Below are 13,097 nucleotides of genomic sequence, written 5' to 3'. Positions count from 1 at the left end.
CATGCGGATCGGTATCATTGGTCTGGGTCGTATGGGCGGCAATATTGCCGTCCGTCTGACCCGGCATGGACATGATGTTGTTGTGCATGATCGCACGGCTGCCGTGACGGCAGCGACTGTGGAGCGATCCGAAAAGGGTCGCGCCACAGGCGTGGACAGCGTCGAGGCGCTTGTAAAGGGTCTTGAAGGTGACACGCATCGTGTCGTCTGGGTCATGCTTCCGGCTGGTGCGATTACCGAAGCCTGCGTGAAGCAGCTCGGCACGCTTCTTGGCAAGGGAGATGTCATCATTGATGGTGGCAACAGCTACTACAAGGATGACGTCCGTCGTGCGGAAGAGCTGGCAGCGAAGGGGATTTCCTACGTTGACGTTGGCACGTCCGGCGGTGTGTGGGGCCTCGAACGTGGCTACTGCATGATGTATGGCGGGCCGAAAGAGGCTGCGGATTATATCGATCCAATTCTGGCGGCTCTGGCTCCTGGAAAGGGCGATGTTCCCGTCACGCCGAACCGGGATGCGACCAATCTGGATCCGCGTGCCGAGCAGGGTTATCTGCACTGTGGTCCGTCCGGTTCAGGCCACTTTGTGAAGATGATCCATAACGGCATCGAGTACGGCATGATGCAGGCCTTCGCTGAAGGCTTTGACATCATGAAGAGCAAGAATTCACCCGTTCTGGCCGAAGGTGAACGCTTCGATCTGAATATGGCGGATATTGCCGAAGTCTGGCGTCGCGGCAGTGTCGTGTCGTCCTGGCTGCTGGATCTGACGGCGGAAGCGCTCGCGAAGTCGGGCGAACTGTCCGAGTTCTCGGGTGAAGTTGCTGACTCCGGTGAAGGTCGCTGGACGATCGAAGCCGCCATTGAAGAAAATGTGCCGGCGCCAGTGATGACGGCGGCCCTGTTTACCCGTTTCCGTTCGCGGTCGGGCAACAACTTCGCCGAGAAGATTCTCTCGGCGCAGCGTTTCGGCTTTGGCGGTCACGTCGAGCAGAAATAAGCCCCTCTGACGGATGGGCAAGGGGGAGTGGGCACAGTATGCTCACTCCCCCATTCAATATGGCCGACCGACAGGGGCTTGTATGTCCATTGACCTAGATACCATTCACGCGGAACTTCCAGCGCTTCCGGATACGATCCGGATGGTTGTGTCCGATATGGATGGAACGCTCCTGACACCGGAAAAGACAATCGCTCCCTCTACGATGGCGATGGCAAAGGAGCTTCAGAAGCGCGGTATTCCGCTCTGTCTGGCAAGCGCGCGGCCTCCGGCTGCGATGACAAAATACATCTCACAACTCGGCTTGAGCGGTCAGAACGCGGGGTTCAACGGCGGCATTATCTTCTCGCCAGATGGAACACCGACGGTCAGCCGTGTCCTGTCGCGTGATGTGCTCTCCGTGGTGCATGACATGCTGCATGTCCATGGGATCGAGACCTGGCTGCTGCGTCAGTCCTACTGGATGGTGCGCGACGCCGCGACGCCGTTTGTTGAGCATGAGCGCCGCATCACCGGGCTGACACCTCACACAGTGCCGGATCTGCGTCAGGAATTTGACGGGATCGGTAAGGTCATGGGTGTGAGCAACAATTACGATCTGCTTCAGCGTGTCGAGACGGAACTGGCTGTTATGCTTCGTGGTGAAGCGAGTGTCCGTCGTTCTTCCGAGATGCTGCTCGATATTACGCCTGCGCTCGCCAACAAGGGCGAAGCCGTCCGTGAGCTGGCTCTCGCCCACGGTGTAAAGCCGCATGAAGTGGCCTGTCTGGGTGATGCCCATAACGACCTGCCGATGTTTGCCGTCGCGGGGTTGGGCATTGCCATGGGGCAGGCTGAAGACGATGTGAGAGCCGCTGCCCAGGTTCTTACTGACACCAATGAGCGTGATGGCTGGGCCAAAGCCATTGAGCGCTACATTCTGCCAAGGGTCAAAAACACATGACGACCGATATCCGTACTGCCACACTGGAAACACTGCCGAGCTCAGAAGCAGTAGCCCTTCGAATGGCGGATCTTCTGGTGGAAGGTGTTTTTGCCAAGACGGACGGTAAGTTCCGTGTGGCCCTGTCTGGCGGTTCGACACCCAAGCGACTGTTCGAACTGCTGGCCGAGCCAGAGCTGGCAAAGCGCATTCCGTGGGATCGTATTGAGATTTTCTACGGGGATGAGCGCCATGTTCCCGAAGGGCATGCAGACAGCAACCATACGGTTGGTCAGTCTGTTCTGATCAGCCGTGTTCCGGTTCCTGCCGAGAACGTGCATCCGATCCCAACGGCTGGAACGGTCGAGGCGGATGCGCGCGCCTATCAGAAAACTCTTGAGACTGCATACGGCGCGACAGAGCTTGACCCCGCTCGTCCGCTGTTTGATCTCGTGATGCTTGGCCTGGGAACGGATGGACATACGGCCTCCCTGTTTCCGGGCGAGCCTGTGCTTCAGGAAAAGACGGCATGGGTGGGAACGGCAGCGCCGAAGACCGCACCCTACGAGCGCATTACGCTGACGTATCCTGCCATCCATTCCAGCGCGCTGGTCGTCTTTCTGGTGACGGGGGCATCCAAGGTTGAAATGCTCCAGCGTCTTCGTGAGGGCGACAAAACTCTGCCGTCTGCAAATGTGACCAGTGAAGGCCGGATCGTCATTCTGGCAGATCGTGCCGCAACGGGAGACGCCGCATGAGCTCGGAGATGGAGGTGCACAAGCGTACTGCGGCCCGTCGTGCAGCCGATATGGTCAAAAGTGGCATGGTGGTTGGACTCGGCACGGGAAGCACCGCCACCTACATGATCGAGCGGCTCGGTGAGCGCGTGGCAGAAGGCCTTCACATTGTCGGGATTCCGACATCCGAAGACAGTGCCCGCAAGGCTAAAAAAGCGGGTATTCCGCTGACGGATTTTTCCGCTCATCGTCAGCTCGATATTGCCATTGATGGCGCGGATGAGGTTCAGCGGGGGCCGTTGCACCTCATCAAGGGCCTTGGCGGAGCGCTTCTGCGCGAAAAGATCGTCGCTCAGGCTTCGAAGATATTTGTGGTGATTGTGGATGGCAGCAAGCCAGTTGATCACCTTGGGGAGCGCGCTCCTGTTCCCGTGGAAGTGATTCCTTTTGGTTGGGAATGCACGGCAGAACGGTTGTCAGCCTGCGGTGCCAAGGGCGTTAAGCCCCGGACCGACCGTGATGGGAACCTGTTCGTCAGTGACAATGGCAACATGATCCTGGACTGCACGTTCGGCCCGATCGAGGACCCGGAAGATCTGGCGCGCCAAATAGACGCGATCGTGGGCGTGGTGGAACACGGCATGTTCCTGAACATGGCGTCTGAAGTTCTGGTTGCGACAGAACAGGGAGTGGAGCGATGGGAACCATAGAGACTGCGCACGTCAGTAAGGCCATAGGCGTCCGGCCGCGTTTTCTGGTCGTGATGGGTGTTTCCGGGACAGGCAAGACAACGATCGCCACCGGCCTTGCCACCCGCCTGGGGTGGCATTTTCAGGAAGGGGATGCGCTCCATCCCCAAAGTAACGTTGACAAGATGAGCTCGGGTCAGCCGCTGACGGACGAAGACCGCAAGCCCTGGCTGGAACTCTGCCATGACTGGCTGAGCAGGGAAGTAAAAGCGGGTCACGGTGCTGTCCTGACCTGCTCCGCCTTGAAGCGCATTTATCGCGAACAACTGCGCCGCGATCTCCCCGTTGAATTTATTCATATCCGTGTTGCTCGTGACACTCTGGCTGATCGTATGACCCATCGAAAAGGTCATTTCATGCCGCCAAGTCTGCTACCGAGCCAGCTTTCCACATTTGAAGAGCCGGGTGACGACGAGCCGGTTATTCATGTCTGTGGTGAAGATCACCCCGATGTTGTGCTGGAGAAGCTGATCCAGCAGTTTCGTGATGAAGAAAACCAGAAGGAACTCCATGCGGCTGTTGGTTGATGCAGATGCCTGCCCTGTAAAGGACGAGATTTACCGTGTGGCAGGCCGTTATGGCCTCCAGACGCTGGTTGTTGCCAATCGCTGGATCAATATCCCCCAGTCGCCACTGATTGAGCGTGTGGTCGTGCCGGAAGGGCCAGACGTTGCGGATGACTGGATTGCAGAGCAGGCTGTCACAGCAGACATCGTGGTCACGAACGACGTGCCATTGGCCGTGCGGTGTCTGGAAAATGGGGCGGCCGTTCTGCGTCCCAACGGTGAAGAAATCGATGATCGGTCCGTAGGAATGGTCTCGGCCATGCGGGATCTGATGCATGACCTGCGCGAAACCGGGGTGGTGAATACGTACAATCCATCCTTTGGAAAAGCGGATCGGAGCCGGTTTCTTTCCGCTCTCGATACGCTCATCGTGCGACTCCGCAGGAAAGCTGCCCTTTCCAGAGTGATCCCCAGTTCTTCATAAAACATCCACAGGGACGTCCCCGGAGATGTTCCATGAATCTGGGGATAAGAGTCTGCTGCTGAGGAAAAATCGCCCATGAATCCGTTGCGTCTTGCACAGCTGGAAATGTTCTGTGCTGTCGTCGAGACAGGAACGGTGGTGGCAGCGTCACGGAAACTGAACTGTGTGGCGTCCAACGTGACGGCGCGCTTGCGGGAACTGGAGCAGCTTCTGGGGCGGGAGCTGTTTACGCGGGAAAAGAACCGTCTCTTTCTGACGCCGGAAGGACGATTGTTTCACCAACAGGCCAAAACCGTCGTGGAAGAGGCACGGCACCTGACAGATCTCTTTTCTGAAGGCGTGCCTCGCGGGATACTGACTGTCGGGGCCTTGGACGTCGCACTGAAGGAATATTTACCCAGTCGAGTGCCGCAGTTTCTGGCGGCGGCACCGGGTGTGGAAATCAGGATTCTGATCCGGCCGACAGACACGCTTGAGCGCATGCTGGTTGATGGCGAGATTGATCTTGCTCTGACGGATGGGCCAATCGAGCATCCCATGATGGGCAGTGCATTTGCCTTTCGCGAACGTCTGGCACTTATTCTGCCCGAAGGACAGCAGACACTTCAGTCAGGTCAGACAGTCTTTCTGTTCAATACAGACTGTTTGTATCGCCGGTATTTCGAGGCTTGGCTGGAGCAGAAGGGCTTTGGCGGCGGTCTTATCCATACCGTTGAGTCTTATGACGTCATTGTGGCCTGCGTAGAGGTAGGGCTGGGTATTTCGTGTGTTCCGCAGAGTGTTCTTTCAACTCTGGGGGCTGCCCGTAAGACAAGAATCGCTGTGCAGTACCCCACAGATCTTCAGGGCAGTGATATCTATTCGGTCTGGCGGGAGCCGCGCGTGAGCGTGTTGGCCCGGTTGTTCATGAATAGTCTGGGTTCAATCTTTGAAGACTCATAAATAGTGAACGAAACACTGATTTATCATCACTTTTAATAAACCGCATCTCTTGCCAGTGTCGGGTCATCGATTGAACCGGCAGCGGTCTCATGCGTCTGAAACAGAGCGGCGCAGGATGCGCTTCCTGAAAGACAGGAGCACTCATGGCTCAGAAATATGATCTCTTCATTAACGGTGAATGGGTTTCCCCGCAGACGGGAGAATGGATTCCTGTTGAAAACCCAGCCACGAAAGAAACGGTCGGCCAGGCGGCTCGGGGCGGTGAAGCCGATCTGGATAAGGCGGTAGCAGCAGCCAAGGCGGCCTTTCCCGCCTGGAGCCGAAAGACAGCGACGGAGCGCGCGGATTATGTCCATGCGCTGAAAGATCTGGTGAAGCGGGACAAGAAGGTTCTGGCCCAGATCATTACGTCCGAAATGGGTAAGCCCCTGAAGGAAGCTGAAGCCGAAGTCGATTTCGCAATCGGGCTGCTGCGGTTTTCGGCTGAAAACACGCTGCGTCTTCAGGGGGAAATCATTCCTGGGAGTAGCCCGGACGAGAAAATTCTGATTGATCGTGTGCCTCTTGGCGTGATTGGAGCCATTACGGCTTGGAATTTTCCGCTGGCTCTTTGCGCTCGCAAGATTGGGCCGGCCATCGCGGCTGGTAATACGATCGTTGTAAAGCCGCACGAACTGACGCCGCTTGCGTCGCTTCATCTGGCAAAGCTGGTTCAGGAAGCAGGCATTCCCAAAGGTGTCATTAATATCGTCACGGGTGATGGTCCGGAAGTCGGAGTTCCGCTGGTCGCGCATCCGGATGTGAAGCTCATCACCATGACCGGCTCAACGCCTGCCGGGAAAAAGATCATGGCGGCCGCAGCAGAGACGCTGAAGGAAGTTCGGCTGGAACTTGGCGGCAAGGCGCCTTTCCTGGTGATGGAAGATGCTGATCTGGAGAAGGCTGCGGAAGCGGCTGTGCAGTCCCGCTTCATGAACACGGGGCAGGTCTGCACGTGCAATGAACGCACTTACATCCATGAAGCGGTTTACGACGACTTCGTACAGAAGGTTCGTCAGAGGATCGACGCTCTGAAGGTTGGTCTGCCGACTGACCCTTCAACGGACATGGGCCCCAAGGTGAGCGAAGACGAACTCAACAAAGTTCATGAGATTGTCGAAAAGGCTGTTCGCCAGGGCGCTACGCTGGAGACCGGCGGAAAACGCCTGACGGGTGGTGTTTATGACAAGGGCTATTTTTACGCCCCTACACTGTTGACGGACGTCTCACAGGATATGGACATTGTTCATAACGAGGTGTTTGGCCCTGTCATGTCGCTTATAAAGGTGGCGGATTTTGATCAGGCGCTCGCCTGGGCCAATGACTGCCGGTATGGGCTGTCAGCATACCTCTTCACGAAGGATCTGGGTCGTATCCTGCGTATGACGCGCGAACTGGAGTTCGGGGAGGTCTACGTGAACCGTCCGGGCGGTGAAGCGCCGCAAGGCTTTCACCATGGTTACAAGGAAAGTGGTCTTGGTGGAGAAGACGGTCAACATGGGTTGGAAGCCTATGTGCAGACCAAGACGATTTACCTCAACGCCTGATGTTCAGAAGGGCAGTCCGCAATCGGGCTGCCTTTTTTCATGAAAGGACCAGAAACATGGTTAAAGTTGCAGCACTCGCCACGGATGGCCTGGAAGAAATCGAACTGACGTCGCCACAGGAAGCGCTGGAAAAAGCTGGCGCGACCGTTACGGTGATCTCGTTAAAAGCTGGCGAGTTTCAGGCGGTTAACAAGGACATTTACCCGTCTCGTAAGATCAAGGCTGATCTGGGTATTGCGGATGCCAAAGCTTCCGACTTTGACGCTCTTCTGCTGCCGGGCGGGCTCGCATCCCCTGATAGCCTTCGGATGAACCGCGATGTCGTGGCGTTCGTGAAGGAGTTTGTGAAGGCCAACAAGCCGATCGCTGCGATCTGTCACGGAGCGCAGGTCCTGATCGAAGTCAACGAACTGCGAGGCCGCACCATCACATCGTGGCCTGCGATCAAGACCGATCTTGAGAATGCCGGCGCAAGTTGGGTGGACGTGGACGTTGTGACAGATGGTCCCTACGTTTTCTCACGATGCCCCGACGATCTCCCTGCCTTCAACAAGGCGATTATCAAACATTTCAAGCTGGGATGATTGATAGCGTCACCAAGGTTGAACGAAAGAGTCATGGATCGGATGGTCGTCCGCTCCGCGCATCAATGTGATCCGCCAATGATCCTTGACGAAGCGGTATCTGAGCCGGCTCCCTTTCAGGGACTTCGTCAAGGCCTGCCGCGCTGTCAGCTTGCCCGAAAGCGCGGGTGCTTTCAGATCCTGGAGGAGTGACGGGTCAACCTCCATGAAGCACCCGGTTTTATGCGCAAGATCCTGAAGCCGCTCGTCCATTCTCTGGATGGGTAAAGCGATAGGGAACGCATCGTTGGTACAGGCCGCAGAAGCCATCACTGGATATGCAAAGACCAGAACAAGGAGGGGAAGGGAGCGAATGGACATGTCGTCTCCTGTCTTCATCATGTTGATCTGTCTAAAACGCCTTTGAGCCGTTCTGGTCGCAGAAAAGAGACAGGGCAGAACCATTCGGGGCTTGGCTCATGAAAAAACGGTGCTTTGCGCTCGAGAAATCATCTGGAGGCAGAGCACCGTTTTGACAGACTGGTCAGGGTTGGAAACTCAGAAGGTCGTATCGACAAGTTGCCGACCAAGCGCAGGGTCATCCGTGAAGAAGCCGTCGATCCCCATATCCAGATAGCGGCGAACCTCTGCGATCATGCCTTCTGGGTTCCGGGCTGCGGGGCCTGCGTCATTTCGAAGCTGGGCGGGAAGAAAGTAGTTCTCCGGGCGCGCTGTATAGGAATGAACGAGAAGGCCTGCGCGGTGAGCGTCATCCACGAGCGAGGTGGGCTCAAGCCATGCGCCCTTTGAATCGCGCGGAATGAGATCCGCGTTAGAAGGACCGATGACGTCTGCGTAACGGCGGACGTCTTTGAGTCCATCCAGCGTCATCAGATCGCCGAAAGTGGTTGTTTTTCCTGCTGCAGCGAGATCGGGTGGGGTTTGTTTGCGTTCGCCCATCAGAAGCATCAACCGTGTCTGCGGGTTGATGGCTAGTGCCTGCTCCCGGATGCGGGCGAGGTTAGACGTTTCGAAAGACTGGATTTCGAGCGGGGCCTGACGCGTATATTCGTGCGCCGCGATGGTCTTGAGGAAGATCGCTTCCGGATCATGGCCGAGGCTGTGAAAATGCGTGGAATGCTTGAGTTCCGGGATAAGGCCGAAAGTCTTGCCGGTGGCGGCAGCCTGAGCAGCGACAACTTCGATGACCTCCTCAAATGTTGGGATTTCGAAGCGGTCGTTGTAGCGGGTGTTATGGACGCGCAGGGTCGCCAGACGCTCACGCGCACGGAGTGTCTTGAGTTCCGCGAGGGTGAAATCGGTCGTGAACCAGCCGGTCTGCTTCTGGCCGTCAATGGTGACGGTCTTCTTGCGGTCGGCAAATTGCGGGTGATCGGAAACATCTGTTGTATCGGCGATGTTGCTTTCATGACGGACGACCAGATGGCCGTCTTTTGTCATGACCAGATCGGGCTCGATGAAATCAGCACCGTCCAGCATGGCTTTGGCATAGGCGGCGAGTGTGTGTTCAGGACGGAGAGCCGACGCGCCACGGTGAGCAAACACCAGTGGCTTTGGAGCCAGGGAAGGAGCCGCCTGTGCGGAGCGGCTCAGGTGAAGAGCAGGGAGGGCGGCGGAAAGCAGGCCCAAAGTGCGGCGGCGCGTCAGCATGGATCAGTCCTTACAGCGTGGCGTTCAGTGTCAGGAAGAAGCTGCGCGGGGCAACCGGGAAGGCACTGAACTGACCAGACGTTTGGGTCGCGTTGATGGTGGACCAGGCGCGGGTGTTGGTCAGGTTCGTGATGTTACCCTGAACACGCAGGGCTGCAATGTGCGGAATGCCATGGAATGTGTAGCCCGCGTTCATGTCGAACTGCGCGAACGGGGCCGCGTACATGTCGTTGGTGTAGGTTGCATAACGCTTGCCGGTCACAACACCGATGAACTGGCCATAAGCATTGCCCCAATTGGTGCTGAAGACGAACTTCTCAGACCAGGCAGGCATACCCACAACGTTCTTTCCGGCAGTCCGCACGGTTGTCGTGCCGGTGCTGTAGTTATCGTTGTAGGTGGATTTGTTATAGGACAGGCCGTTGTAGAGCGAGAAATGCTCGCCGAAATGGGATGTGAACGAGAAGTCCATACCATCGGTCGTCACAGAGCCGACGTTTGCCAGCGTGGTTGCGGAGCCGATGATGGACGACAGCGTCTGTGTGGTGGCAACAGCCAGCAGGCGGTTCGAGAAGTGAACGTGGTAGTAGGAGAGCTGGCCTTCGATGGATGTGAGCGGGCCGAGGTGGATCTGGCGGTGCTCACGCAGACCGGTTTCATACGTCCATGATGTTTCCGGCTTTCCGTTCTTCTTGAAGTCCTCGAAAGCAGCCTGGCTGGTAGCACCCCACGGGGTGGCGTTGCCGTAGCCTGCGTCCTGGAAGGAGCGCATGTTTTCCTGAATGGTGGCGAACCACTGTTCATTCGGCGTAATGTTCCAGACGGCACCAAAGGACGGCAGGAACGGACGTTCCGCAGCAATGGTGCCACCCGGAGCGGTGACAGCGTAGGACGGAGAGAGCGAGCCCGCCTTTGCAGCAACAGGCAGCGTGCCGTTCGTGTAAACCAGCTCAGACTTGAAGCCGGCTGCCAGCGAGAAGTTCTTGGAAATCTGCCAGTTGTCCTGCAGATGGGTCACGAACGTGTTGGTGTAGAAGTTGTTCGTATACTGGTCGATCAGCGCGTTCTGCTGGCGTTCGTATGGTGTGGTCGGGTTGTTGGCATCCAGCGGGTACCAGCGACGAGCTTGTGTATTGTTGTTGCGCTCATACCAGCCCCCGACTTCGATGGAATGCTTGCCAAGGTGATACCGTAACGTGGAGATCAGGCCGCCGCGGTTATCCCAGTATTCGGTTGTACGGGTCGCATAGCCGGAGCCGCCGAAAACGGTGTTAAGGTCTTGGCCCGGAAAATACGCTGCGAACAATGTCGGCAGGCCCGCGGCAGAAATGGGGCCGGCGACGACACCTTCCCCCAGATCGTGATGATAATAAATCGAGTTATCCCAGTGCAGGTTCGCATTGAAATCATGCGTCCACTTTGCATAGGCCAGGAAATCTTCCCGCTGGGCGGCAGAATAATAGTTGCGGTAATTCAGGCCCGCATTCCTGTACTCGGCTGAGTTGATATAGGATTTCGCGTAATTGAAGTTGGGATACGTGAAGGGACGGACATATGTGCCGTAGCCCTGCGGCAGGGTTACGCTGTCTTCGTTCGGTTCAACCTTTTGGGACCAGTCAAAGAAGACCGAGAAGCGGTCATGGGCGCTGTGGTGAACGAACTTGGCATTGACCTGATAGCCGCCCTGATGGCCAGCGAAGTCCCATGCGCGTGCATCCTGACGGGCGAATGAGACATAGGCCGAGTTGCCATTTCCGAATTCACCCGTGTCGAGACGCGCGAAGGTGCGGAATGTGGACCAGCTCCCGAAGACCTGCTCGATCTGGGCGCCGCGCTTGCGCAGTGGATCCTGCGTCGTAAATTCGAGTGTACCGCCGAGGTTGGACGTGGAGGCCGTGCCCAGACCGCCTGCGCCGGTGGCAATGGAGGCAGATCCGATGTTTTCGCTGATGGATGCGCGCTGAGGGGAGAGGCCGTTGTAGTTACCGTAGGCCTGGTCGCCGAGGGGAATTCCATCAAGCGTATAACCGAGCTGCTCCTTGGCAAAACCATGCACATACAGTGATGAATTCTGCTCGTTGTTGCCCCAGGGGTCAGCATTGTTGAACACGACGCCCGGCAGAATCTGCAGCGCCTTGATGGGGTTGATGCCCGGCATGATGCGCTGGATCTGAACGCGGCCAAGTGTTTGTTCGGAGCGGGTGCGCTTTGCGGTGATGACCAGCTGTTCCGATCCGCCGGAAACGGCTGCGGCCTTGTGTGCTGCGGTGTGTTTCTTGCTGTTTGTCGACGCGGTGGCCGCTTTGGCTGAAGGCAGTGCCATGCTCACTGCCAGCGGAGAACAGAAAAGAAAGAGCAGCGCGCGGTTGCGCTGGGATTTGGATGACATGGATAGCTTTCCCGTAACGAAGCGGAATCGGAACGGGCGGAAACTAGTCTCAATATCGTGAGGGGTGTGTGAACCTAGTGTGAAGCTGGGGTGACAGATTTATGACGCCGTTTGCCAGCCTAAGCCGACGATCGCAACGCGGCGGCCGAATGGTGTTTCCTGCAACACTATGACTTCTCTTTCTTCGAGATATGTCAGTTGGCGGCGGGCGCGTCCCAGGGAATGGGTGCCATAGGCGCGGGCCAGAGCACTGTCATCCGGGCAGGTTTCCGAATCGAGCGCCGTACGGGCCAGCAACAGGAAAACGCCCTGAACGTCTTCCGGCAGGGATACTGCAACAGCTTCGGCTTTCTGCCACTCCTCGCTCTCCGCACGCTCCCGGTCCAGGCCCGCGCGGATCGTAGCGAGGATGCGCTGGAAGCGGCCCAGATCAAGGATGTTCCGTGACAGACCCTGAATACGGGCTCGAAGCTGGAAGTCCTGATAAAGGGTGGCAAGCGGCTTGTAATCGGCGCCATCTTCAGAGGCGACACCAGCAACCATGTCCCAGATCTGGGCTGGATCAATTTCAGTAATGTCGGCCGTTGCTGCAGGTTCTTCGGCGGCTTCCCGCGTTGCGCCATAGGCATCAAGCTGCGCGAGAAGATCCGGCGGCGGCGGACGTGTCTCACGACGGGGGCGGGGTGAGAATTCGTGAACTGGCTCGAGAATGATGTCTCGCAGGTCCTCGGCATCGATGGGCTGTAAAGGAACGAGCACCGGCCCCGTGTTGTGGCTGGCCGTTTCAACGGGGCCGATTGTCAGCAGCTTCGGACGACGGGAGAGAGCTGGGCCGAGCGCCATGAACTGCCCGCGGGCAAGATCACGGAAAGATTCTGCGGCCCGGCGTTCCATGCCCAGAAGATCGGCGGCGCGGGCCATGTCGATGTCGAGGAAGGTCCGGCCCATCAGGAAGTTCGAGGCTTCTGCCGCGACGTTCTTGGCCAGTTTGGCCAGACGCTGTGTTGCGATGACACCGGCCAGACCACGTTTACGCCCACGGCACATGAGGTTCGTCATGGCCCCGAGTGAGAGGCGGCGGGCTTCATCGGATGTGTCACCGCCCGCAACCGGTGCGAAGAGCTGGGCTTCGTCCACCACAACCAGAGCCGGATACCAGTTGGCGCGTGGTGCTTCGAACATACCGTTCAGGAATGCACCGGCTGCACGCAACTGCATTTCGGCGTCCACCTGTTCAAGGTTCAGCACAACAGATGCACGATGCGCCCTGACACGTTCACCGGCCGCGCGCAAACTGGCTTCGGACTGGTCTTCCACGTCAATCACCAGATGGCCATAGCGGTCTGCGAGGGTGACGAAGTCGCCTTCCGGGTCGATCATGACCTGCTGAACGAGGGTTGCGGTCTGTTCCAGCAGTCGGCGCAGAAGGTGGGATTTGCCTGAGCCGGAGTTACCCTGAACCAGCAGGCGCGTGGCCAGCAGTTCCGGCAAATCAATGCAGGTGTCTGAGCCGTCGCGGCCCTGTCCGAGAACGATGGATGTCATGGC

Annotated in this window: 13 protein-coding genes; 9 read left to right on the top strand and 4 right to left on the bottom strand. The window is 57.6% G+C overall.

Features of this window, described 5'->3' with window-relative positions; genetic code table 11:
• Position 1 precedes the first annotated feature (1 nt).
• From gnd to KP708_RS07220, 9 genes are all read left to right on the top strand, one after another.
• Complete coding sequence (gene gnd, locus KP708_RS07260) at positions 2-1,000, top strand: phosphogluconate dehydrogenase (NAD(+)-dependent, decarboxylating) (RefSeq protein WP_046899919.1); 999 nt, start codon at positions 2-4, stop codon at positions 998-1,000.
• Between the two features lie 82 nt (positions 1,001-1,082).
• Positions 1,083-1,943, top strand: coding sequence for a Cof-type HAD-IIB family hydrolase (locus KP708_RS07255; protein ID WP_252347238.1), 861 nt, complete (start codon positions 1,083-1,085; stop codon positions 1,941-1,943).
• On the top strand, positions 1,940-2,680 hold the full coding sequence (gene pgl / locus KP708_RS07250) for a 6-phosphogluconolactonase (protein WP_046899917.1): 741 nt from the start codon (positions 1,940-1,942) through the stop codon (positions 2,678-2,680). Before KP708_RS07255 ends, pgl begins: the two co-directional genes overlap by 4 nt.
• Positions 2,677-3,369, top strand: a complete 693-nt coding sequence (rpiA, locus tag KP708_RS07245) for a ribose-5-phosphate isomerase RpiA (protein ID WP_215749025.1) — start codon at positions 2,677-2,679, stop codon at positions 3,367-3,369. Before pgl ends, rpiA begins: the two co-directional genes overlap by 4 nt.
• Entirely contained in the window at positions 3,357-3,935 is a 579-nt protein-coding gene (locus KP708_RS07240; RefSeq protein ID WP_046899915.1) for a gluconokinase, read from the top strand. The genes rpiA and KP708_RS07240 overlap by 13 nt, the downstream gene beginning before the upstream one ends.
• On the top strand, positions 3,919-4,398 hold the full coding sequence (locus KP708_RS07235) for a YaiI/YqxD family protein (RefSeq protein WP_215749024.1): 480 nt from the start codon (positions 3,919-3,921) through the stop codon (positions 4,396-4,398). Before KP708_RS07240 ends, KP708_RS07235 begins: the two co-directional genes overlap by 17 nt.
• Positions 4,399-4,473: 75 nt before the next feature.
• A complete protein-coding gene (locus KP708_RS07230) occupies positions 4,474-5,340 on the top strand; it encodes a LysR family transcriptional regulator (protein ID WP_215749023.1) in 867 nt (288 codons plus the stop codon).
• A gap of 143 nt (positions 5,341-5,483) precedes the next feature.
• Entirely contained in the window at positions 5,484-6,926 is a 1,443-nt protein-coding gene (aldA, locus tag KP708_RS07225; protein WP_215749022.1) for an aldehyde dehydrogenase, read from the top strand.
• Positions 6,927-6,982: 56 nt separating this feature from the next.
• Entirely contained in the window at positions 6,983-7,510 is a 528-nt protein-coding gene (locus tag KP708_RS07220; RefSeq protein WP_202206430.1) for a type 1 glutamine amidotransferase domain-containing protein, read from the top strand.
• Positions 7,511-7,519: 9 nt separating this feature from the next.
• Here the strand turns inward: KP708_RS07220 and KP708_RS07215 are convergent, their stop codons facing one another.
• From KP708_RS07215 to KP708_RS07200, 4 genes are all read right to left on the bottom strand, one after another.
• Positions 7,520-7,870 (bottom strand): STN domain-containing protein, encoded by a 351-nt coding sequence (locus tag KP708_RS07215; RefSeq protein WP_252347237.1) that lies wholly within the window; start codon positions 7,868-7,870, stop codon positions 7,520-7,522.
• Positions 7,871-8,047: 177 nt separating this feature from the next.
• The gene (locus KP708_RS07210) at positions 8,048-9,160 is read right to left on the bottom strand and encodes a glycerophosphodiester phosphodiesterase (RefSeq protein ID WP_215749020.1); all 1,113 of its coding nucleotides are present in this window, start codon (positions 9,158-9,160) and stop codon (positions 8,048-8,050) included.
• Between the two features lie 10 nt (positions 9,161-9,170).
• Positions 9,171-11,549, bottom strand: coding sequence for a TonB-dependent receptor (locus tag KP708_RS07205; RefSeq protein ID WP_215749018.1), 2,379 nt, complete (start codon positions 11,547-11,549; stop codon positions 9,171-9,173).
• 99 nt (positions 11,550-11,648) lie between these two features.
• Positions 11,649-13,094 (bottom strand): ATP-binding protein, encoded by a 1,446-nt coding sequence (locus KP708_RS07200; protein WP_215749017.1) that lies wholly within the window; start codon positions 13,092-13,094, stop codon positions 11,649-11,651.
• Between the last annotated feature and the right edge of the window lie 3 nt (positions 13,095-13,097).

It is taken from the genome of Gluconobacter sp. P5H9_a (assembly GCF_018812085.1).
Taxonomy (GTDB): Bacteria; Pseudomonadota; Alphaproteobacteria; order Acetobacterales; family Acetobacteraceae; genus Gluconobacter.
Note: the sequence above shows the minus strand (reverse complement) of the source record. Positions and strands in the feature narration are given on the sequence as shown.

Bases quoted from the DNA above. Each gene is read 5' to 3' on its own strand.
- gnd (WP_046899919.1), top strand. From the start codon at position 2: ATGCGGATCGGTATCATTGGTCTGGGTCGTATGGGCGGCAATATTGCC.
- KP708_RS07255 (WP_252347238.1), top strand. From the start codon at position 1,083: ATGTCCATTGACCTAGATACCATTCACGCGGAACTTCCAGCGCTTCCG.
- pgl (WP_046899917.1), top strand. From the start codon at position 1,940: ATGACGACCGATATCCGTACTGCCACACTGGAAACACTGCCGAGCTCA.
- rpiA (WP_215749025.1), top strand. From the start codon at position 2,677: ATGAGCTCGGAGATGGAGGTGCACAAGCGTACTGCGGCCCGTCGTGCA.
- KP708_RS07240 (WP_046899915.1), top strand. From the start codon at position 3,357: ATGGGAACCATAGAGACTGCGCACGTCAGTAAGGCCATAGGCGTCCGG.
- KP708_RS07235 (WP_215749024.1), top strand. From the start codon at position 3,919: ATGCGGCTGTTGGTTGATGCAGATGCCTGCCCTGTAAAGGACGAGATT.
- KP708_RS07230 (WP_215749023.1), top strand. From the start codon at position 4,474: ATGAATCCGTTGCGTCTTGCACAGCTGGAAATGTTCTGTGCTGTCGTC.
- aldA (WP_215749022.1), top strand. From the start codon at position 5,484: ATGGCTCAGAAATATGATCTCTTCATTAACGGTGAATGGGTTTCCCCG.
- KP708_RS07220 (WP_202206430.1), top strand. From the start codon at position 6,983: ATGGTTAAAGTTGCAGCACTCGCCACGGATGGCCTGGAAGAAATCGAA.
- KP708_RS07215 (WP_252347237.1), bottom strand. From the start codon at position 7,870: ATGTCCATTCGCTCCCTTCCCCTCCTTGTTCTGGTCTTTGCATATCCA.
- KP708_RS07210 (WP_215749020.1), bottom strand. From the start codon at position 9,160: ATGCTGACGCGCCGCCGCACTTTGGGCCTGCTTTCCGCCGCCCTCCCT.
- KP708_RS07205 (WP_215749018.1), bottom strand. From the start codon at position 11,549: ATGTCATCCAAATCCCAGCGCAACCGCGCGCTGCTCTTTCTTTTCTGT.
- KP708_RS07200 (WP_215749017.1), bottom strand. From the start codon at position 13,094: ATGACATCCATCGTTCTCGGACAGGGCCGCGACGGCTCAGACACCTGC.